Genomic DNA, 21052 nt, shown 5'->3' on the forward strand with positions numbered 1-21052 from the left:
AACTCCTTATACGAGGCCTATTTGAGCGCCAGCCAATAGGTAAAGAACACCTCATCACGCACATAACCCAGGCGTTCGTAGAGGGCTTGTCCTGGCAGATTGCTCTTTGCCGTCTCCAACTGCAAACCGCAAGCACCGCTGGCTTCGGCATGGGTGCGGGCGGCGTTCATCAGCGCCTCGCCAACACCCTGACGGCGCGCCTGTGCGCTGACATACAGATCACTCAGCAGCCAGGCCGGCTGCAGCGCCAGCGAGGAGAAAAAGGCATAGAGCTGCACAAAGCCCTGCGCCGCACCCTGCGCATCACGGGCCAGCAGAATGGTCGAATCGTCGTTGCGCAGACGCGCAGCGAGAAAATCCCGCACCTGCGGTTGCGGTTTGGCCACCTCGTAGAAACGCAGATACGCGCCAAACAGCTCGGTCAGCGCGTCCAGATCCGCGGCAGTGGCTGCCTGTATAGGCATGGTGATCACACTCTATAACCTGTGCAGCAGTAGTATAGGCAGATGCGCCCATGGCCAGCAGACCGCGCAACACATGCAATAAACTGTGTACTGTTTTTTAACTTTTATGAAACAATATTCAACGTTAACCGCGACAATACGCCACACACAGTGACTGCAAAGCACTTCTTGGTCGCAGCGCGACGCGCACCCACTGATTTTCCCCGGATCTTGATGTAGTATGCCGCGCCTCGGACTACATGACGTATTTCCCATGTCCGACGCGGCTATTGAGTAGAGCTGAGCAGAGTGAGGCAAGTGATGACTGAACGCGTTCAAGTAGGCAGCCTACAGGTTGCCAAAGTGCTGTTCGACTTCGTGAATAACGAAGCCATCCCCGGGACCGGCATTGCTGCCGAGGCGTTCTGGGCGGGTGCCGAAGCGGTCATCAATGACCTGGCGCCGAAAAACCGTGCGCTGCTGGCCAAACGCGATGCGCTTCAGGCGCAGATCGACGGCTGGCACCAGGCTCGCGCAGGCCAGGCCCATGACGCCGCTGCCTACAAAGCCTTTCTTGAGGAAATCGGTTACCTGCTGCCAGAGCCGGCTGACTTCCAGGCCACCACGCAGAACGTCGACGAAGAAATTGCCCGTCTGGCCGGCCCGCAGCTGGTAGTACCGGTGATGAACGCGCGCTTCGCCCTCAACGCCTCCAACGCCCGCTGGGGTTCGCTGTACGATGCCCTCTACGGCACCGACGTGATCAGCGAAGCAGGCGGCGCCGAGAAAGGTCGTGGCTACAACAAGGTGCGTGGCGACAAGGTGATTGCCTTCGCCCGCGCCTTCCTCGACGAAGCCGCGCCGCTGGCTGCTGGCTCTCACGTCGACTCCACCGGCTACCGCATCGAAGCCGGCAAGCTGGTTGTCAGCCTCAAGGGCGGCACTAACAGCGGCCTGCGTGACGACGCGCAACTGGTTGGTTTCCAGGGCGCGGCCGACGCGCCTATCGCCGTACTGCTCAAGCACAACGGCCTGCACTTCGAAATCCAGATCGATGCCAGCACCCCGGTCGGCCAGACCGATGCGGCCGGCGTTAAAGACGTGCTGATGGAAGCTGCGCTGACCACCATCATGGACTGCGAAGACTCCGTGGCCGCCGTCGATGCCGACGACAAAGTGGTGGTGTACAAGAACTGGCTGGGCCTGATGAAGGGCGACCTGGCCGAAGAAGTCGCCAAGGGTGGCCAAACCTTCACCCGCACCATGAACCCGGACCGCGTCTATACCCAGGTCGACGGTAGCGAGCTGACCTTGCACGGGCGCAGCCTGCTGTTCATTCGCAACGTTGGTCACCTGATGAGCAACCCGGCGATCCTCGATGCCCAGGGCAACGAGATTCCGGAAGGCATCCAGGACGCGCTGTTCACCAGCCTGATCGCGGTGCACAACCTGAATGGCAACACCAGCCGCAAGAACACCCGCACCGGCTCGGTGTACATCGTTAAACCGAAGATGCACGGCCCGGAAGAAGTCGCCTTCACCAGCGAAATTTTCGGCCGCGTTGAAGACGTCTTGGGCCTGGCGCGTAACACCCTGAAAGTCGGCATCATGGACGAAGAGCGCCGCACCACTGTCAACCTCAAGGCCTGCATCAAAGCCGCCAGCGAGCGCGTGGTGTTTATCAACACCGGCTTCCTCGACCGCACCGGTGACGAGATCCACACCTCCATGGAAGCCGGCGCCGTGGTGCGCAAGGCCGCCATGAAGGCCGAGAAGTGGATCGCCGCCTACGAAGACAACAACGTCGATATCGGTCTGGCCACTGGCCTGCAGGGTCGCGCACAGATCGGTAAAGGCATGTGGGCCATGCCCGATCTGATGGCCGGCATGCTTGAGCAGAAAATCGCTCACCCGCTGGCCGGGGCCAACACTGCCTGGGTACCGTCGCCGACCGCCGCCGCGCTGCACGCGCTGCACTACCACAAGGTCGACGTGTTCGCCCGCCAGGCCGAACTGGCCAAGCGTGAGCGCGCCTCCATCGACGATATCCTCAGCATTCCGTTGGCGCAGAACACCAACTGGACGCCCGAGGAAATCCAGAACGAACTGGACAACAACGCCCAGGGCATTCTCGGTTACGTGGTGCGCTGGATCGACCAGGGCGTCGGCTGCTCCAAGGTGCCGGATATCAACGACGTCGGCCTGATGGAAGACCGCGCCACCCTGCGTATCTCCAGCCAGCTGCTGGCCAACTGGCTGCGCCATGGTATCGCCACGCAAGAGCAGATCGTCGCCAGCCTCAAGCGCATGGCACCGGTAGTGGACCGGCAGAACGCCAGCGACCCGCTGTACCGTCCGCTGGCACCCAACTTCGACAGCAACATCGCCTTCCAGGCTGCCCTGGAACTGGTGATCGAAGGCGCCAAGCAGCCCAACGGCTACACCGAGCCAGTGCTGCACCGCCGCCGCCGCGAGTTCAAGGCCGCCAACGGCCTGTAATCCGCAGTTGCCGCAAAGAGAACCGCCCTTCGGGGCGGTTTTTATTCCTGGGTCAACCCATGGCGGGCATAAAGGGCAGCGACCCAACCCTCGCCATACAACTGCTGCAGGGTTATCTGCAGACGCTGCCGCAACTGCGGGTCGAATTGCGGGTGGCAGGCAATTTCCTCCATCAACGTCAGGAAAGGTAGGACTTCCTGCGGCGGTGCACTTGTGTTCAGAGCCCCCACCACCGTGGCACTGGTGGCCCATAGCCGCGCCCTACCGCGCTGCAGCATGCTTAGGTTGAGCGACTCTTTGTTCGAGTTGATCACCTGCAGATCCACGCTGCTGAGGTACTCCCCGGCACCGGAGCCCTGATGGCTGAGGATGGTTAGGCCGCGGGCCTGCTCCAGGCTGGTCAATTGCAGGTCGTCTCCGGCGCGGGCATACAGGCCCAGGCGTGAAATTAGCAAGGGGCCGATCCAGCTGAAGTAGGGGTCACGCTCCTGGCGACGTTCAACCAGCAGTACACAACTGGCCGGCTCGCGTTGCACCTGCTGCATCGCGCGTTGCAGGGGCAAGAAACTCACCCGGTAGGGCGTCTGCGTACGCTGGAATAGCTCCGCCACCAGCTCAGGTACTAACCCTTGCGCCTTACCGTCCGCCGTTAGCCGCACCAGCGGCGGGCGCTCCCAGGCATACAACTGCACCTTGACCTGAACCTCGGCGGCCTGCACCGACAGGCTGCACAGCAGCAGGGCAATGACCCAAACGCTAATCCCAGGCACGCAGAGCCTCCTCATAGGGCAGCGTGCGCCCATGCGGGCGCTCGTTCTGTAGCGCCGGCCAGGGTGAGCCCGGCTGAGCCAGCCAGTGGGCGTTGCTCTGCTCAGGATTCAGCTGTGGCGCGCAGGCATGTTGCTGACGCTGGGCAACCTGCAAGAGATGCTGATCGAAACGGCGGGCCAGGTTCTGCAAAGCCTGCGTGGCACTCAGCTGACCGCTGAGCGCCGGATGCAGGTGGCGCCACCAGAGGCTGGCCATGCCGCTGTAATCCGGCACATTGGCCCCGGTCGGCGTCCAGCGACGTGCCGCCTGGCTCCGGTAGAACTCCACCAGACCGCCCAGCCTGGGCGCGGCGGCCTGCATTGGCGCAGAGTTCAGATCCGAGCGGCGGATCGGCGTCAAGCCCACCAGGGTTTTGCGCAACGAGACTGATTTGGAGACCACAAACTGGGCGTAGAGCCAAGCCGCCTGCTGCTGCTTGAGCGGGGTGGCCTTGAGCAGGGTCCAGGCACCGACATCCTGGTAACCGGACTTCATGCCCTCGCGCCAGTAGGCCCCCCGTGGCGAGGGCGCAACCCGCCACTTGGGCAAGCCCTGCGCGTCCACCATGGCACTGCCAGGCTGGGTGTAGTCGGAGGTAAAGGCGGTGTACCAGAAGATCTGCTGGGCAATATGGCCTTGTGCCGCGACGTTGCCCGCCTGATTGAAGCTCATCTGCTGCGCCTCAGGTGGCGCATAGCGTTTCAACCAATCGATATATTGCTGCAAGGCATAAATTGCCGCCGGGCTGTCCAGTGCTCCGCCACGCGCCATGCTGGCTCCCGCCGGGCGACAGCCCTCGACACGAATGCCCCAGTCGTCCACCGGCAGGCCATTGGGCAGCCCGAGATCGGCCACGCCGGCCATGCCCAGCCAGGCATCGGATAGGCGCCAGCCCAGGGAGGGGTCGAAGGCGCCGTAATCCATATGGCCATAGACCCGCTGACCGTCGATTTCCTGCACCTGTTCGCTGAAGAAGGCGGCAATGTCCTCGTAGGCCGACCAGTTCTGCGGCACATCCAACTCATAGCCGTAGCGCTCACGAAAGGCTTGGCGCAACTGCGGGCGCTCGAACCAGTCCTGGCGATACCAGTAGAGGTTGGCGAACTGTTGATCCGGCAGCTGGTAGAGCCTGCCATCCGGCGCGGTGACAAAGGGCAGGCCGATAAAGTCCTGCAGGTCCAGGCTCGGCAGGGTCACACTGGCGCCATCACGCTCGATAAAATCGGACAGCACCAACACCTGAGCATCGCGAAAATGCTGACCGAGCAGGTCACTGTCGCTGATATAGGCGTCGTACAACGGCAGGCCCGTCTGCTGCTGGGTACGCAGCTTATTGACCACGTCGTCCTCACCGCTGATCTCATGGATCACGCGAATGCCGGTGAGCTGGCTGAACAAGGGGGCCAGTACATTGGCCTCGTACCAATGGGTCGGGATATGCTCGGCGATCACCCTTACCTGGGTACCGCGTAAAGGCTTGGCTGCCGCAATAAACCATTGCAGCTCGGCCTGCTGCTCGGCCCGACTGAGGGTGCTCGGTTGCAACTCGGCCAGGGCCGCATCCATGGGCTCGGCAGCCAGCGCCACAGCACTGCAATACAAAATCAGGCTGATCACAACACGCATGCAGCACTCCCCTACCATGTGCTTTTCACTCTAGCAGAGACCGCTGACGGCGCCGCCCTGTTTGCCATTTTGCCGTGCGCCAGTACCCGCTAGACTTATGTCCAATGGCCGCCGCCCGCTCGACGGCCGACTATAAGCTAAGTGCTAACTCCCGAGGCGGCCCATGAGCAGCGCAGACGCAATCGCCCAGGCAGGCAAGACGGCGGTGCTGCAGAACATCCATGGCACCATGGCCTTTCTGCAGAAATTCCCACCGTTCAACCAGATGGATACCGCCCACCTGGCGTATCTGGTGGAGAACTGTCAGCTGCGGTTCTACAGCCAGGGTGAAACCATCATCAAGCCAAGCGACGGCCCGGTTGAGCACTTCTTTATCGTCAAACAGGGTCGCGTGCATGGCGAGCGCCCACACTCGGCACGGCGCGGCACGGAAACCACCTTCGAGATCACCAGCGGCGAATGCTTCCCGCTGGCTGCACTGATCGGCGAGCGCGCCACCCGCACCGAACACCTGGCCGCCGAAGACAGCTTCTGCCTGCTGCTGAACAAGCCGGCCTTTATCAAACTGTTTTCGCTGTCCAACCCGCTGCGCGACTTTGCCCTGCGCGGGGTCAGCAGCCTACTCGACCAGGTCAACCAGCAAGTGCAGATGCGCGCGGTGGAAACCCTCGGCGCGCAGTATTCCCTCGACACCCGCCTCGGCCAGCTGGCCATGCGCAACCCGATCAGCTGCGCTCCGGACATGCCGCTGCGTGACGCGGTGCAGCTGATGCACGAGCAGCAGGTCGGCAGCATCGTGATCGTCAACCCGCAGCACAAACCGCTGGGCATCTTTACCCTGCGTGACCTGCGCCGCGTGGTGGCCGACGGTGTCGATCTGGCCCAGCCCATCGAGCGCCTGATGACCCAGTCACCCTTCCACCTGCCGCCGGATGCCAGCGCCTTCGATGCGGCGATGGCCATGACCGAGCGGCATATCGCCCACGTCTGCCTGGTCGAGCACGGCCGGCTCTGTGGGGTGATTTCCGAGCGGGACCTATTCAGCCTGCAGCGGGTCGACCTGGTGCACCTGGCGCGCACCATTCGCCACGCCGGCCGGGTGGAAACCCTGGCGGCGCTGCGCAGCGATGTGCGCCAGCTGGTCGACAGCATGCTCGCCCACGGCGCCAGCTCGACGCAAATCACCCAACTGATCACCCTGCTCAACGACCACACCGTGTGCCGAGTGATCGAGCTGACCCTGGAAGATTTGGGCGATCCCGGCGTGCCGTTTACCTGGCTGGTGTTCGGCAGCGAGGGCCGCAGCGAGCAGACCCTGTACACCGATCAGGACAACGGCATTCTCTTCGAAGCCGCCGACGCAGCCGAGGCCGCCGCCATACGCGGGCGCCTGCTGCCGCTGGCGCATGAGATCAACCTGCGCCTGGCGCAGTGCGACTTTACCCTGTGCAAGGGCAATATCATGGCCGGCAACCCCGAGCTGTGCCTGTCGCGCCAGGAATGGTCGCGGCGTTTCAGCAGCTTTGTGCAGGAAGCCACCCCGGAAAACCTGCTGGCCTCGAGCATCTATTTCGACCTGCGCGCCGTGTGGGGCGAGACCGAGGGTTGTGAGCAACTGCACCAGGGCCTGCTGCTGCAGGTGGCCGGCAATAGCCTGTTCCAGCGCCTGCTGGCCGAGAACGCCCTGCGCCAGCGCCCACCGGTTGGCATGTTTCGCGACTTCGTAGTGGCCCGTAAAGGTGCCGAAAAGGACACCCTGGACCTCAAGGTGCAAGGCCTCACACCCTTTGTCGACGGCGCCCGCCTGCTCGCCCTGGCCCATGGCGTGGCGGCCTGTAACACCCTGGAGCGCCTGCGCGCACTGACCCAGCAGGGCGTGATCGAAGCCCAGGATGGCGCGGCCTATGAAGAGGCCTACCACTACATCCAGCAGGCGCGTATGCAGCAACACCAGCTGCAGGCGCGCAATGGCCTGCCCTACTCCAACCGCGTCGATCCCGATAACCTCAACCACCTCGACCGGCGCATTTTGCGTGAATCTTTCCGTCAGGCGCAGCGGCTACAGAGCAGCCTGGCTGTGAGGTACCAACTATAAGCAAGTTCACCTGGTTTAGCGGGCGCGGCCCGGCACTGACCCAACTGCAACTGCAGCGACGGGACAACCTAGCCGAGCCCCGCGCCTTCGACGAACGTCCGCTGCAACAGCAGCGCTTTGTGATCCTCGACCTGGAAACCAGCGGCCTGAATATGCGCCGCGACCAGGTGCTGTCGATCGGCGCAGTGGTGATCGACAACGGCGCCATCGACCTGAGCCAGCAGTTCGAATGCACCCTGCAGCGCCTGGATCATCAGGCCAGCGCCAGCACGCTGATCCACGGCATCGCGCCCAGCGAAATCGCCAATGGCGAGGAGCCGGCCGAAGCGCTGCTGAGTTTTATGGAGTTTGTCGGCGACAGCCCGCTGCTGGCCTTCCATGCCGAGTTCGACCAGCGCATGCTCGCCCGCGCGCTCAAGCAGAGCCTGGGCTACCGCTTGCAGCATGCCTTCTTCGATGTCGCCGAAATCGCCCCACTGCTCTGCCCCAAAGCCAAGCTGCCCCACGCCGGACTAGACGCCTGGACGCAGCACTTCGGCCTGCAAGTACAGCAGCGTCACCACGCCAGCGCCGACGCCCTGGTGACCGCCGAGCTGGCGCTGATCCTGTTCAGCAAGGCGCGCCGGCAGCAACTCGACAACCTGCCGGCGCTGCTGCAGCAGCTCAACAGCCGCCGTCGTCAGCGCGCGCATTCGATGTAAGCGTCGGTCGCGGCGGATCATCCAACTGACAAGGGTTTCCCGCGCACGCCGAAACGGGCGCGGGCCTGCTGGATCAGGTCGCTTACAGCCATGCGTGCACGCACTGGGCTCAATGCCATGTAGCGACAACAGGCAAGCAAGTAGGAACCCGGCGGCACAACACTGGACTTGTAACGGCTTCCCCATAGGGTAGCGGAGCGCCCCTCCAACCGATTTCGATAGCGTGTTGCGCGCCCCGCCAGAGCCTTCATCAACTGCGCCAGCGCCTAATGTGCTGCTGAAAACAGCGCAACAGGGGCGCGGCATCATGAAGACAGCGGCGCGGAATAAGACGCGCAAGATAATTGGTCTATACCACCAAACCTTAGTTGGGTTGAGGCAACCCACTGCATAGGCTTTAAGTTGGCGTGCGGCATTGCAACAGCAATGCCATCAATGCCCGCTAATACTGCGCAACTCCAACAACAAAAGAGCGCCTTCCCTATGAAAACCCTCACCTCCCTGGTCGCTGGTCTAGGCCTGGTTTTTAGTGCCGGCCATGCCGGCGCCTGGTCGCAACCCACGCACAAGAATATCGTCAAGGACGCCCTGGCCTTCCTCAACTCGGCGCACGCCACGCCGCACATGAAACGCGCCTACCAGTTCTACGTCGGCGCAGCCGGCAGCGAGGCCCGCGCTGGGGAAATCCTCGGCCAGGCTGCCTATGACGTCGATGACTTCCAGGACACCCGCCTGGGTGGCTGGTGGGTCGGCTATGAACATGCGCCGGTGGCGGGCGCAGCGGCCTCGCTGGTCAATTACACCTCCTATTGGCATTTTATCAACATGGCCCGCCAGGGCGACGCCCACGGCAACGATCATGGCGGCTATGACTACCGCTACCGCAAGGTGGATGGCAGCTGGAGCGGCGATGTCGACTGGTACGCCATGGTCTACCTGTACAACCGCGAACTGAAGAAGAGCGACTTCGACAGCACCGAAGCGCACTACCGCCAGGGCAGCACCTCCAACTGGCAGGCGCACTACGGCGACTTCCAGACGGCGGCCTTCCAGCCCATCGATAACCTGGCCAAATACTGGTTCGAGCAGTTCAACAACGCGCCCTCGCTGCAGACCATCGGCTACTCGCTGCACGCCACCGGCGACGTGGCGCAGCCGCACCATGCCTGGGTCACCTCGGGCAATGGCCACTCCGGCTGGGAAGGCTGGGTGGACGACCATTATTTCAGCGAGGGTCTGAACAATATCGCCGCGGTGGCCAACCGCGTCGGCAGCTATGACCCGCAGAAGCCGATCCGCGATCTACTGACCCAAACCGCTCAGATCGCCTATCAGCGCCCCGAGCCGCTGTATGACACCAGCTACGCCACCCGCCTGCGGGTGGCCAAGGAGCTGATTCCGGAGTCCATCGCCCTCACCGTCAGCGTGCTAACCAAGGGTGCCAACAGCTTCTACGGCCAGGGCGGCCTGTAAGGTGCGCGGGCTTATCCAGCGCAGTTGGCTGGTACTGGGGCTGGCCGGCATCTGCCTGTCAGCCCTGGGCAGCCAGGACCTGCGTATCAACGGTGAGCGCCTGCCCGGCAAGAGCATCGGCCTGCTGGAGCAGGCCGTGACCCGGGTCAAATTCAATACCGACCTGCGTCTGCTGCGCACCGGCCTGGCGGAAAACCATCTGCTGGCCCGTGAAGTGGAGACTGAGCTAAACAGCAAATACAGCAGCGATCTGGATGCCCTGGTCGAGCGCGAGGCGAGCAACCTGATCGAGCAGGTCTACGGCCGCCAGTTCGACCATGACGTGCGGCCCTTCCTACGCCAGCCACAAGCGCTGAGCAGTGCGCGCCTACGGCAAGTGCTGACCGCGCAGACGCAAGGCGTAGTACTCGACAGCCTGCAACTGAGCCCCCAACAGCAGGCCGATGCCGCGCAGGTGCAACTGATCAGTTGGCAATTCCCCGGTCGGGCCGAACAGCGCCTGAACCTGCTGCAGCTGTATCAGGGCGATAACGTACAAGGTCGAGTGGAACTGCAGCAGGGCAACCTGCAGTACCTGGCCGAACAGGTGCGTCAGCAGGCGCTGCGCGACTACCTCTGGTATCAGCTTGAGCAAACAGGTTTTAGCGCGGAGGAACAGGCCGGCATCCGCCAACTGGTGCGCGACAAGCTGATCCGCCACAAGTACCTGCATCAGCTCGGCCTGCACAACGACTTCCACCATGAAACCGCCAGCCTGCGTGAGCTCGCCAGCCGGGTCAGCGATGCCGATGCCCAGGCTTACTACCAACGCAATCGGCAGCTTTACCTCAACGTTGCTCAGGTGCAGGCCAGTCATATTCGCTTGGCCGATCAGGCCAGCGCCGACCGGGTGTATGCCGAGCTGCAACAGGGCCTGAGCTTCGATGAAGCCGTACGCCGCCACTCACTGGCCGACACCAAGAACCACACACCGCCCGGCGACCTCGGCCCGATCCGCCCACAGGATGCGCAGCTGGATTTTCTGCGCAAGACCGCCTTGCTGCAGAAGGCGGACAGCATCTCCCAGCCGATGCGGATCGACGGCGCGTTCGAAATCCTGCAGGTGCGCAACCGTGAGGACCGCCAACTGCCACTCAGCGACCCCAGCGTGCGCTATGAGGTCAACCAGGCCGTGGCCAAGGAGCAGTTGACTCAAGCCTTCCAGGCCCGCGTCGACGCTCTGCTGGCCAATGCCAAGGTCGAAGGGCTATGAAGGCCTGGCTCGGCATCGGCCTGCTCGGGGTGATCACCGCGGTGACCATCGCCGTTGTGCGCACACCCCAAGCCGGCACTGCGCCAGCCGTTGCGCCCCAGACGGCAACGCCACCCAGCACACCCATTCGCTTGCCAGAGATGCCCGCCGCACGCCCGGCACAGCAGCCTGCAGCAATCCCAGCGCCTGCAGAAAAACCTGTGCAAGAGCCGCCCAGCGAACCACAACTGAATGCCCAGGAAGCACAGATGCTGATCCAGTTGATGGCCGACCAAGGCGATCCCCGCAGCCCCGCCCTGGGCTCACTCAAACCCCGCCAACCCGCCTCCGCCGCACAGCTGGCCGACCCGGCGCAGTACAACGCCTTCGAAGACCAACAAACCCGTGACCAGATCATGGCCTACGCCAGCGGCGTACAGCAGATACCTGCCATCCGCGAACGCATCGAACAAGCAGCACAGTCTGGCGAACGCAGCCAAAGCGAACTCGACGAAGCCCGCGCCGCACTGGAGCAACTGGAAATGTTGCAAAGCAAACTGCAGAGGGAAAGGCCGGAGTTGTTGCAGGAGGGGAAAATAGCGACAGGAAAAGCAAACGCGACGTCAGATCGCAGGCAATGAGGCTACGACACAAGGCATTAGGCACTGGAGGACGATAGCTGTATGCCTCGCAGGGCTAGACCACTCTATTTTCTTCATCAACTAACCAGTGACTTGCAAGCCTCACACGCAGAGGTCGAATCAGCGGCAACAATCAGGCCTTGCTTGGTGCCTTCGTGGGACAGATACGCGGGTGTTGGCATGAGTGCTTTCCTTGCCTTGGGTCATGGATCTGCAGTGATCCGGGAACCCTACCTAACAGGCCGTTGATAAACTACCTGCGTTGGCAATACTGCGTTGAAAACGGCCTCAAAATGCTCATTTACAGCACGTAAACTGCGCTTTTTCGGCCGTTTTCGCCTTGTCTTGCCTGCCTCGCCTAGATTTTTCAACGGCCTGCTAAGGCGACAACCGTGCCGGTTAAATATAATCCTTATAAATCAGTAATTTATGCAATTCGAACACACACAAAACAAGCTGCTGCGCGCTGGATCACAAGAACTGCGCCACCGCACCTGTGGATAGATTTCGCTGGCAGCCCGTCTCCGGCCTTATGCGTGGTTAAACCCCGCTGGCCAGGCGTGTACAGCGTTGCTCCGAGGCTCGAACCGCGCCTTAGGAACAGGCATACCGATAAAGCGCTTCTTCGCGCGCGATACGCTTCATCTGATCCAGTTGCGGCTTTTGCTGTGCATCCAGGGGCAGCAGTTCTGCAGTGCTGCAGTTGAGCAGGTAGGGTTGATGGCTGACGCGGTCGATATGCTGCTTTTCAAAGCGGTACAGGTTGAAGGCTACGATTACACCTGCGTCCGCCTCCTGGCGCTGCAGGCTTTTGCTATCGAGCACGGTAAAGGCGGTGGTCATCGGCCAGAAGAACGTCCAGGGCCGCCAGAACACCTCGCCGGTTTCACTGGCCACCAGCACCGACTCCGCCGGCTGACGCTGCAACTGGTGCTCGAACCAGGAGTACTCGTAATAAATCTGGTAGCTCAGCATGCCCAAACCACCAAACGCCGGAATGATCCACTTGGGCAAGCGGTTGCGCGTCAGTTTGCGCAGCAGCATGGCAATACCAGCCGCCCCCAGCCCCGAAACCACGATGGCAAGTATTGTCCACAACATTGACTGACTCCCGAAAATAAAAAACTGCCTGGAGCAGTTTTTAACGTTGCGCAGCGACGGCCCGAAGGGTGACCGCCATGGATGGCAGGAAATAAAACGGGCCTCCCAAGGAGGCCCGCTGGCACGACCCTGATCAAAGATGATCGGGGTTGATTATGCTCAGTGGCTCAACGCGCCACCAGCACCTTTGGGAGTACGTACGCTTTCCACCAATTCCTGAATCTCCTTCGGCGGCGCAACGGTCGCAAGCGACACGGCGTAAGCGACCGCGAAGTTGATAACCGCACCCACGGTACCGATGGACAGCGGCGAGATGCCGAGCATCCAGTTATCCGGGGTGTTGGCGAAAGTCGCAGTGCCAGGGATGAAGAACCAACCCAGGTACAGGAAGATGTAGACGACGGTGAACACCAGGCCGACCAGCATGCCGGCAATCGCGCCCTTGTCGTTTACCCGCTTGGAGAAGATCCCCATCATCAGCGCCGGGAACAGCGTGGCCGCGGCTATACCGAAGGCCAACGCCACCACCTGCGCGGCAAAGCCTGGCGGATTGAGCCCCAGCCAGGTGGCCAGCAGGATCGCGACCGCCATGGAGATCCGCGCAGCGCGCATTTCCCCCTTCTCGCTGATTTTCGGATTTATCAGCGTCTTGATCAGGTCATGACTCACGGCTGAGGAAATCGCCAGCAACAGACCGGCAGCCGTCGACAACGCTGCAGCAATTGCACCCGCTGCAATCAGGCCAATAACCCAGCCCGGCAGGTTGGCGATTTCCGGGTTAGCCAGTACCAGAATGTCGTTATTCACGGTCAGCTCATTGCCCTTCCAACCACGCGTTTCAGCAGTTGGGGTGAAGGCTGGAGCCGCATCGTTGTACAGCTGAATGCGACCGTCAGTATTCTTGTCTTCCCAGGTGATCAGACCGGTTTTTTCCCAGTTCTTCACCCACTCCGGACGCTCTTCATAGGCCAGCGCTGGAGCCTCGACACCCTGTGGATAGACGGTGTTCAGCAGGTTCAAACGTGCCATAGACGCCACAGCCGGAGCCGTGAGGTACAGCAGAGCGATAAAGATCAGGGTCCAGCCAGCCGACCAACGTGCGTCAGCGACTTTCGGCACAGTGAAGAAGCGAATGATTACGTGTGGCAGACCGGCCGTACCAATCATCAGCGACATGGTAAACAGCAGCATGTTCAGCTTGTTGCTGACATCCGCGGTGTAGTCGGTAAAGCCCAAACCCGCGACGACCTCATTGAGCTTCTGCAGCAGCGGCATGCCTGACTCGGTGTGCTCACTGAACATACCGAACATCGGAATCGGGTTGCCCGTCAGTTGCAGGGAGATAAACACCGCTGGAATGGTGTAGGCGATGATCAGCACCACGTACTGAGCAACCTGGGTGTAGGTAATGCCCTTCATCCCACCGAACACCGCGTAGCAGAACACCACGCCGGCAGCGATCCAGATACCGGTGGAGTTGCTCACTTCGAGGAAACGCGAGAACGCCACGCCAGCACCGGCCATCTGACCGATCACGTACGTAACGCAGATGATGATCAGGCAGACCACGGCAGCCAGACGTGCGCCTCTGCTGTAGAAGCGATCACCGATAAAGTCCGGCACAGTGAACTTGCCGAACTTGCGCAGGTACGGCGCCAGCAGCATGGCCAGCAGCACATAGCCACCGGTCCAGCCCATCAGGAAGGTTGAGTTGGCATAACCACCGGCGGCGATCAGACCCGCCATGGAGATAAAAGAAGCCGCAGACATCCAGTCGGCTGCAGTCGCCATGCCGTTGGTCACGGGGTGCACACCACCGCCGGCGACATAGAACTCTTTGGTCGAGCCGGCACGTGCCCATATAGCGATGCCGAAGTAGAGCGCGAAGGACGCGCCCACAAACAGCATATTGATTACAAACTGGCTCATGGATTATTCCTCGACACCGAATTGTTTATCGAGCCTGTTCATTTTCCAGGCGTAGAAGAAAATGATCACGATAAAGGTGATGATCGAACCTTGCTGGGCGAACCAGAAGCCAAGGTCGGTACCGCCGACAGAGATACCTGCCAGCATGGGTCGAAGAAGTATGGCAAAGCCGAAAGACACCAGGGCCCAGACAATCAGGCTCCAGGTAATCAGCCGAACATTCGCCTTCCAGTACGCTGCAGCGTTAGCTTGATCAGAAGTCATAAACTCCTCCGGTTATTGTTATTCTCATGCACCTTAAAGCTAGCAGCAGGTTGCCCTAGCCGACAGATAGACATTGGTATTAGCCGCCTAAAGCCACCTTAAAAACGCCATTTATCTATAAATAACCAAGACTTAACTCACCGTCGAAAAAGTCGAGGCGCAGCGCTAGGACGTTAGTCGAATGGCAGAACAACCGCGCTCCGTTAAACGCCTTCGCACCACACCTGTACGGCAGCCCTCAGCGCGCCTTACCGAGACTGCGCAAGCACATCGCCAACCGCTCCAGGCTTGCCAGTTGCAGGCTTCGCCTGCCGGCACGTCGCAGCGGCAAACAATCGGGCAATCCGCCGCGCCAGCAAGTGCCCGGCGCGCGACTCTTCGCGCAAACCGAGATGCCCGCTCATCGCCCATACCACAGACGGAAGAAGCCAAACGCCAGCAGCAGGCCGACCTGGCCCAGCGCCGTGCACAGGCTGAGAAAGGACTGCACCTCAGGGTTCTGCGCGGCGTCTGCCAGACCGGTCAGCCCCTCCCAGAACGCATCCGGCAACAGCACCAAGCCCAGCTGCGCCAGGGGTTGGCCGGTCAGCTGCAGGCCTTTGATCAGGTCAAACTGGCCGCAGAACATCAGGCCCAGCAGCACCATAAAGGCCACTGCCAGCCCCAGGGCGAAACAGGCTGCCCCTCGTATAAACAACCGCATCAATAAACGCATCATGTGCGACTCCCACACCGGTAAAGCAGCGGCGCAGGCCGGGCCTGCGCCGCTGTCCGTCAAAGGTTGCTGGCGGAGCTGGCCAGGGGCTGGCGGCCGACGCCGTACCAGTCGAGTTTGCGGGTCAATATCATCACCCCGGCGAGCACGCCGAACACCAGTACCGAGCCCATCAGCAGGGCGTAGTCCTCGGCTCCGAGCAGGCCGAACAACATGGCGTAGAGCAGCGCCAGCAAGGTGCCGAAGCCCGCACCGCGCAGTGCGCTGTGCAATACGTAACTGACGTAGAAGCCGATCAGCAGTACGCAGGCGGTGGCGGCAATACCGTAGGCCAGGGCAAAACTCAGGTGTTCTGACAGCGACAGCAGCAACAGGTAGAACAGCGCCAACGACAAGCCCACCAGGGCGTATTGCACCGGGTGCACGGCCATGCGTTTGAGCACCTCAAAGAGGAAGAACATGGCGAAGGTCAGGCCGATAAACAGCAGGGCATATTTGATCGCCCGCTCGGTCTTCAGGTACTGGTCCACCGGGTCAACAAAGCTCACGCCAAAGTTGCGCGCGGTCAGTGCATTGCAGCTGTCTTCACGTACGCAGTCGGCCAGCGCCTCTTCCAGGTTGGTGGCGAAGAAGCTGGTCTGCCACTGCGCTTTAAACCCCTTGCCTGACACTTCACGGCTGCTCGGCAGGTATTCGCCGACAAAGCTCGGATGCGGCCAGCCGGACGTCAGCTCGACTCGGCTGTCGCGACCCACCGGGGTGATGCTCAACTGTTCGGTGCCCTGCAATTTGAGGTCGAAGGCGAACTCCAGGGTTTGCCCACCCTGGCTATCCAGCGCTGGCAGCGGTGCATGCACACCGGCGCCGAAGCGCTCCTCGGCGCTGCCGGGTTCAAAACTCAGGTTGGTGCCGTTGAAGCGCAGCTGCAGGTCATTGCTGATGCCACGGCTATCGCTGATACCGACCGAGAGAAAGGGCCGGTCGAACTGATACAGCCCCAGCTCATCGCCCAGCCCCAGGCGCGCCGGCAGCTTGAATGCGCCGCTGATCTGGTTATCGCTGCGGTACAGCAGTGCCTTGTAGATTCCCCGCGCACGCTCCTCGGTACTGACCTGGCCATTGAGCACAAAGCGCTCTGGCAGGAAGTACAAACGGCCACGGCTGCGTTGCTCCTCCATATAACGCTCACCGGTCTTGGCGTGGGTTTTCCACTGGTGCCAGACCTTGGTGTAAGGCAGCACCAGAATCGGCCCGGTGAGCTGCTGGCGATAGCTGGAGCTGCGCGCGATGTCCTGCAGCACCTCGGCGCGCTGGTACTGCCGCTCGCTGACCAACCCGCCGATCATCGACAGCGGCACCAACAACAATAAAATCAGCAAGGCAATGGCGCCCAGCTTGAATCCCAGAATACGGCTCATGGTGCAACTCTCCGCTACGGTTTAGGTAGGCAGAGTCTGGGCGGCGTAAGTGGTGGCTTTATGGAGGGTTGATGGAGACTGTGTGGAGATGTGGCATGGACAGGCTAGGGTGAAGTGAGTAGCGTCAAGGATTGCTGAGCGCTTGTAGAAAAGTAAAAGCCTAAGCATTCCATACCACCAAGGACGGACCATGAAAAAGCTCGCACTGCCCCTGCTCACCCTACTGGCCTTCAGCGCCTACACCCTGTACGTGATGCTGTATGCGGAGCAGTCGCTGCTGCAATTTGGCATACAGCTGATGTCCAGTCCCGATACCGCCCAGGTGGTGATCGACCTGTATATCCTCGCTACCCTGGCCTGCATCTGGATGTACCGCGACGGCCGTGCACGGGGCAAGTCGTTGCTCTACCTACTGCCATTCTTTGCCCTGACTGCGCTGTTTGTCTCGGTCGGACCGCTGCTGTACCTGGTGCTCAAGGCCATGGCTATAGACAGCCGTGAGCCACGGGAGAGTGCCTCAACTGCAGCTTGATGGAACGAAGCAGCCGCGGAAACCGGGGCTGCTCAACGCTTAAAAGCTCAGATTGAAATTGCCGGTGCCGAAGATGCCGACCAGACCAATCACGATCAGATAAATCGCCACGATGTAGTTCAGCAAACGCGGCATCACCAGAATCAAAATGCCGGCAATCAGCGAAATCAGCGGGGTAAGGGCAAGGGTCATCATCGTCACCTGAGGGTTATTGAAGCGCCAGTATGCGCGCCACGCGCAAAGTGCACAGCACTATCCACCCGCAGAGCCGCCACCCAGCCATCCGCCGATTAAACAACCCTTGTAGTAAAGGCCACTTATGAGCAGCGCCAGCTTGTTAACCTCATTACTGCAGTACCAGGCCTGGGCCAACCAGGAGCTCCTCGCTGAGTTGCAGCGCCTTGATCCGCTCAGCCAGCACAGCGAATTGCACGCCGCCCTGCGCATCCTCAACCATATCCATGTGGTCGAGCGGATCTTTGTCGCCAATCTGCAAGGCATCCGCCACGACTACAGCGCCACCAATACCCCGCAGACGCCCACGCTGGCAGCGCTGCAGCAGGCGGTGCAAGAGACTGATCGCTGGTACCTGGACTATGTCGCCGGGCTAGACGCCGAACAGCTGGCCGAGCGCCTGAGCTTCACCTTCGTCGATGGCGACGCCGGCTGCATGAGCCGCGCGGAGATGCTCGCGCATGTCGTCACCCACGGCGGCTATCACCGTGGCGCCGTTGGCCGGATCATGGCGCAAGTAGGGCTCGCACCGCCCAGGGATATCTACACGCGTTTTCTGCATCAGGATCAGCCGTAGCGCCGCGAGCGGCGCTGCCTTTCATAACTCGCCGCGAATGTACTGTTCCAGCTGCTGGATCAGACTGGCCTGTTCAGCGATGGTGTGTTTGACCAGGTCACCAATCGACAGCAGACCGATCAGTTCGCCCTCGGCCAATACCGGTAGATGGCGCAGGTGGCGGTCGGTCATCAGCTGCATGCAGTGTTGCGAGGTGTCGCGCAGGCCGACGGTTATGACATCTGCTGTCATAATTTCGCTGACCATCGCACTGAAGGCGGAGCGCTCCAGCAGTGCCACTTTGCGCGCGTAGTCACGTTCGCTGACGATGCCGGCCAGGCGGCCTTTGTCATCCAACACCACCAGGGCACCAATGCCTTTCTCGGCCATCAGCTTGATGGCATCCAGCACCGAGGTACTGGGCGTGACGCTGTACACGGCGGCTTGGGGCTTGGCGCGAAGGATCTCGGCAACTGTTTTCATGCAGCGGCTCCTGCTCTGTTTCTTATTGGCATTGAGGATAGTGCGCAGGCAGACCATTGCCGGCCAACCTGATGATTTGATCAGAGCACCTGTGCGGGCTCAGCGCAACCATTGCAAACCAGCAAGCTCGGTGCCAAGCCGCGCTTCAATTGTCAGGACACAGCGGCAGACGCAGCTGCGCCTCGACCCCGCCCGCGACATTGCCGATATGCAATTCGCCGCCATGCAGCTGCATCACCTCTTCGACAAAATTCAGCCCCAAACCGGTGCTCTTGCGCCCACTGGCGGGGCGTGGCAGTGAGTAGAAACGCTCGCTCAGACGCGCCAGGGCGTAATCGGGAATCGCCTCGCCCTGGTTAAACAGCCGCAGCTCGATCTGCCCAGCACGCGCCTCGGCGCTAAAGCGGAGCAACCCGCCGGGCGGGGTGAAATCCAGGGCGTTGTCCAGCAGATTGGCCAGCGCCTGACGCAGCAGAAAGGCCTCGCCGCGCGCGCTTAACTCTGCGCCAATGTGGTTTTCAATCTGCAGGCCGGCGGCCTCGATACGCGCCATTTGCGCCTGCAACAGCGACTCGAGCAATGCGCGCAGCGGCACCCTCACCTGCTCTTCCAGGCCCTGGCGTTGCTCGACCTGGGCCAGGTGCAACAGGCGTTCGATCAACTGCTGCATACGCGCGCTTTCCTGCTCGATATTGGCGACGAAACGCTGCCGTTGTGGTGCCGGCATCTCACCATCGAGCAACTCTGCCGCGCCGCGAATCGCCGCCAGCGGGCTTTTCAACTCGTGGGTCAGGGTATGCACATAGCGTTCGACATAGGCTTTGCCTTCCAGCTCGGTGCGCATGCGTTCGATGGCCTCGGCCAGTTGCGCCAATTCGCCGCCGCGCACGCTGGGCAGTTCGGCACGTTGACCGGCGCTGACCGTCTGGGCATAGCGAGTCAGCTTGCGCAGCGCAGTGCTGAGCCACCAGGACAGCAGTGCACCGATCAACAGGCCGAGCACGATCAGCCCGCCGCCAAGCCAGGCCAGGCGCTGTTCGGAGCGTTCGATATAGGGCTGCAAGGTGCGATTGGGCTTGGCCACCGAGACCACGCCGATAATCTGCGTGCCGTCCATGATCGGCGCGGCCACGTACATCACCGAGGAATCGGGGTCGTTCGGGTCTTCCTTGGTCGAGCGCGCGCCGTACTCGCCGCGCAGGGTGCGCAGCACATCGTTCCAGCGCGAATAATCCTGGCCCACCGCCGCACCCGTGGAGTCGAGCAACACCATGCCTTTGGCGTCGGTGACGTAGATGCGGTGGTTGACCTGGGTTTTCTCCACGCCCCAGATCTGCGCCTGCGGCTGGCGCTGTCCATAGGCTTGTAGCAAGGCGGGCAAGCGGCTCTGTTGCAGGCGGCCGGCCTTGACCTCGTCACGCAAAATCTCCGCCAGCAGGTTGGCGGTGTCCACCAGGGTTTCCTCGGTGCTCTGGCGCACGCCGGGGCGGATTTCGTCCATCACCGTGCTCAGCACAAACCAACCGGCCAGCCCGACAAACAGGAAGTACACCAGAAAGATACGTATCCCCAGGGGCATCAGGCGTGCCTCGGCGAATAGCTGTAACCCAGGCCTCGATGGGTCTGAATCGGTTCCGCCGCAGCAGCCACCTGCCGCAGCTTGGCGCGCAGGCTTTTGATATGGCTGTCGATGGTCCGCTCGTAACCGGCATCCAAGGCCACGCCGAGGCCATCGAGCAACTGCTCGCGGGAGAACACCCGTTCCGGCTGCGCCAGTAGGTGTTGCAGCAGGCGGAATTCGTGGCGGGTCAGGCTCAGCAGCTGGCCGTGGTAGTGGATCTGCACCCGCTCGCGGTCCACCTGGAACGGGCCTAGTGGCACGGTTACAGCGACTTCACGCGGCGCCATACGTTTGAGGATGGCCTTGACCCGCGCCGCCACTTCCCGTGGGCTAAAGGGTTTGACCACGTAATCATCGGCACCGATTTCCAGGCCGACCACCCGATCGATCTCCTCGCTGCGCGCGGTGAGGAAAATCACCGGCACCTCGGAGAAGCGCCGCAGGCGCTTGCAGGCCTCGAAGCCGCTGATATCCGGCAGGCCGACATCGAGAATCAACAGATCCGCCGGATTGCCCTGCTGCTCCACCAAAGCCTGCTCGGCCAGGCTTAACCAGGTGGTGGTAAAGCCTTCGCTCTGCAGGGCGAAGATCAGGGTGTCGGCGATCGCGGCTTCATCCTCGACAATCAGAATATGCGGCATGGGCGTCCTGCTCGTGGCAACTCGGCGAGGAGCCTGCGG

Annotated in this window: 20 protein-coding genes and 1 pseudogene; 8 read left to right on the forward strand and 13 right to left on the reverse strand. The window is 61.5% G+C overall.

Annotated features, from left to right (window positions below; genetic code table 11):
* Positions 1–17: 17 nt before the first annotated feature.
* Positions 18–464 (reverse strand): GNAT family N-acetyltransferase, encoded by a 447-nt coding sequence (locus WA145_RS18650; protein WP_422582993.1) that lies wholly within the window; start codon positions 462–464, stop codon positions 18–20.
* Positions 465–764: 300 nt separating this feature from the next.
* Here WA145_RS18650 and WA145_RS18655 point away from each other — a divergent pair, with 300 nt between their 5' ends.
* The gene (locus tag WA145_RS18655; protein WP_422582994.1) at positions 765–2942 is read left to right on the forward strand and encodes a malate synthase G; all 2178 of its coding nucleotides are present in this window, start codon (positions 765–767) and stop codon (positions 2940–2942) included.
* A 41-nt stretch (positions 2943–2983) separates the two neighbouring features.
* On the opposite strand, the gene WA145_RS18660 is transcribed toward WA145_RS18655, so the two are convergent.
* Together WA145_RS18660 and WA145_RS18665 are read right to left on the reverse strand one after the other, a co-directional pair.
* Positions 2984–3712 carry a substrate-binding periplasmic protein gene (locus tag WA145_RS18660; RefSeq protein WP_422582995.1) on the reverse strand — a complete coding sequence of 243 codons (729 nt, stop codon included), beginning with the start codon at positions 3710–3712 and terminating at the stop codon, positions 2984–2986.
* On the reverse strand, positions 3699–5318 hold the full coding sequence (locus WA145_RS18665; RefSeq protein WP_422583021.1) for an ABC transporter substrate-binding protein: 1620 nt from the start codon (positions 5316–5318) through the stop codon (positions 3699–3701). Before WA145_RS18665 ends, WA145_RS18660 begins: the two co-directional genes overlap by 14 nt.
* Before the next feature lie 223 nt (positions 5319–5541).
* Here WA145_RS18665 and WA145_RS18670 point away from each other — a divergent pair, with 223 nt between their 5' ends.
* Both WA145_RS18670 and WA145_RS18675 read left to right on the forward strand, forming a co-directional pair.
* On the forward strand, positions 5542–7473 hold the full coding sequence (locus WA145_RS18670) for a putative nucleotidyltransferase substrate binding domain-containing protein (RefSeq protein ID WP_422582996.1): 1932 nt from the start codon (positions 5542–5544) through the stop codon (positions 7471–7473).
* A complete protein-coding gene (locus WA145_RS18675) occupies positions 7470–8174 on the forward strand; it encodes a PolC-type DNA polymerase III (protein WP_422583022.1) in 705 nt (234 codons plus the stop codon). Before WA145_RS18670 ends, WA145_RS18675 begins: the two co-directional genes overlap by 4 nt.
* Positions 8175–8215: 41 nt before the next feature.
* Here WA145_RS18675 and WA145_RS18680 read toward each other — a convergent pair.
* Positions 8216–8437 (reverse strand): annotated as a pseudogene (locus tag WA145_RS18680) (transposase); the annotation flags it as partial.
* A gap of 220 nt (positions 8438–8657) precedes the next feature.
* Between WA145_RS18680 and WA145_RS18685 the strand changes: the two are divergent.
* The 3 genes from WA145_RS18685 (at position 8658) to WA145_RS18695 (ending at position 11519) form a co-directional block, all read left to right on the forward strand.
* Complete coding sequence (locus WA145_RS18685) at positions 8658–9647, forward strand: hypothetical protein (protein ID WP_422582997.1); 990 nt, start codon at positions 8658–8660, stop codon at positions 9645–9647.
* Between the two features lies 1 nt (position 9648).
* Positions 9649–10899: a peptidyl-prolyl cis-trans isomerase gene (locus WA145_RS18690; protein ID WP_422582998.1), complete on the forward strand. Its 1251-nt coding sequence runs from the start codon at positions 9649–9651 to the stop codon at positions 10897–10899.
* Positions 10900–11147: 248 nt separating this feature from the next.
* Positions 11148–11519 carry a hypothetical protein gene (locus WA145_RS18695; RefSeq protein ID WP_422582999.1) on the forward strand — a complete coding sequence of 124 codons (372 nt, stop codon included), beginning with the start codon at positions 11148–11150 and terminating at the stop codon, positions 11517–11519.
* A gap of 594 nt (positions 11520–12113) precedes the next feature.
* Here the strand turns inward: WA145_RS18695 and WA145_RS18700 are convergent.
* From WA145_RS18700 to creD, 5 genes are all read right to left on the reverse strand, one after another.
* Positions 12114–12620 (reverse strand): hypothetical protein, encoded by a 507-nt coding sequence (locus WA145_RS18700; protein ID WP_422583000.1) that lies wholly within the window; start codon positions 12618–12620, stop codon positions 12114–12116.
* Positions 12621–12779: 159 nt separating this feature from the next.
* A complete protein-coding gene (locus WA145_RS18705; RefSeq protein ID WP_422583001.1) occupies positions 12780–14549 on the reverse strand; it encodes a sodium:solute symporter family protein in 1770 nt (589 codons plus the stop codon).
* Positions 14550–14552: 3 nt separating this feature from the next.
* A complete protein-coding gene (locus WA145_RS18710; RefSeq protein WP_422583002.1) occupies positions 14553–14813 on the reverse strand; it encodes a DUF4212 domain-containing protein in 261 nt (86 codons plus the stop codon).
* Positions 14814–15213: 400 nt separating this feature from the next.
* The gene (locus tag WA145_RS18715) at positions 15214–15531 is read right to left on the reverse strand and encodes a hypothetical protein (protein WP_422583003.1); all 318 of its coding nucleotides are present in this window, start codon (positions 15529–15531) and stop codon (positions 15214–15216) included.
* A 56-nt stretch (positions 15532–15587) separates the two neighbouring features.
* Positions 15588–16946: a cell envelope integrity protein CreD gene (creD, locus tag WA145_RS18720; RefSeq protein WP_422583004.1), complete on the reverse strand. Its 1359-nt coding sequence runs from the start codon at positions 16944–16946 to the stop codon at positions 15588–15590.
* A 190-nt stretch (positions 16947–17136) separates the two neighbouring features.
* On the opposite strand from creD, the gene WA145_RS18725 reads away from it, so the two are divergent.
* Positions 17137–17478 (forward strand): DUF2834 domain-containing protein, encoded by a 342-nt coding sequence (locus WA145_RS18725; RefSeq protein ID WP_422583005.1) that lies wholly within the window; start codon positions 17137–17139, stop codon positions 17476–17478.
* A 39-nt stretch (positions 17479–17517) separates the two neighbouring features.
* On the opposite strand, the gene WA145_RS18730 is transcribed toward WA145_RS18725, so the two are convergent.
* The gene (locus WA145_RS18730) at positions 17518–17670 is read right to left on the reverse strand and encodes a DUF3096 domain-containing protein (protein WP_275962302.1); all 153 of its coding nucleotides are present in this window, start codon (positions 17668–17670) and stop codon (positions 17518–17520) included.
* Between the two features lie 142 nt (positions 17671–17812).
* On the opposite strand from WA145_RS18730, the gene WA145_RS18735 reads away from it, so the two are divergent.
* Positions 17813–18289, forward strand: coding sequence for a DinB family protein (locus tag WA145_RS18735; protein WP_422583006.1), 477 nt, complete (start codon positions 17813–17815; stop codon positions 18287–18289).
* Between the two features lie 21 nt (positions 18290–18310).
* Here the strand turns inward: WA145_RS18735 and WA145_RS18740 are convergent, their stop codons facing one another.
* The 3 genes from WA145_RS18740 to creB all read right to left on the reverse strand — a co-directional run bounded on the left by WA145_RS18740 (position 18311) and on the right by creB (position 21013).
* Positions 18311–18751, reverse strand: a complete 441-nt coding sequence (locus WA145_RS18740; protein WP_422583007.1) for a CBS domain-containing protein — start codon at positions 18749–18751, stop codon at positions 18311–18313.
* Positions 18752–18896: 145 nt separating this feature from the next.
* Positions 18897–20330, reverse strand: coding sequence for a two-component system sensor histidine kinase CreC (gene creC / locus WA145_RS18745; protein ID WP_422583008.1), 1434 nt, complete (start codon positions 20328–20330; stop codon positions 18897–18899).
* Entirely contained in the window at positions 20330–21013 is a 684-nt protein-coding gene (gene creB, locus WA145_RS18750; protein ID WP_422583009.1) for a two-component system response regulator CreB, read from the reverse strand. The genes creC and creB overlap by 1 nt, the downstream gene beginning before the upstream one ends.
* Positions 21014–21052: the final 39 nt, after the last annotated feature.

The sequence above is a fragment of the Pseudomonas sp. genome, from assembly GCF_049301935.1.
Taxonomy (GTDB): Bacteria; Pseudomonadota; Gammaproteobacteria; order Pseudomonadales; family Pseudomonadaceae; genus Aquipseudomonas.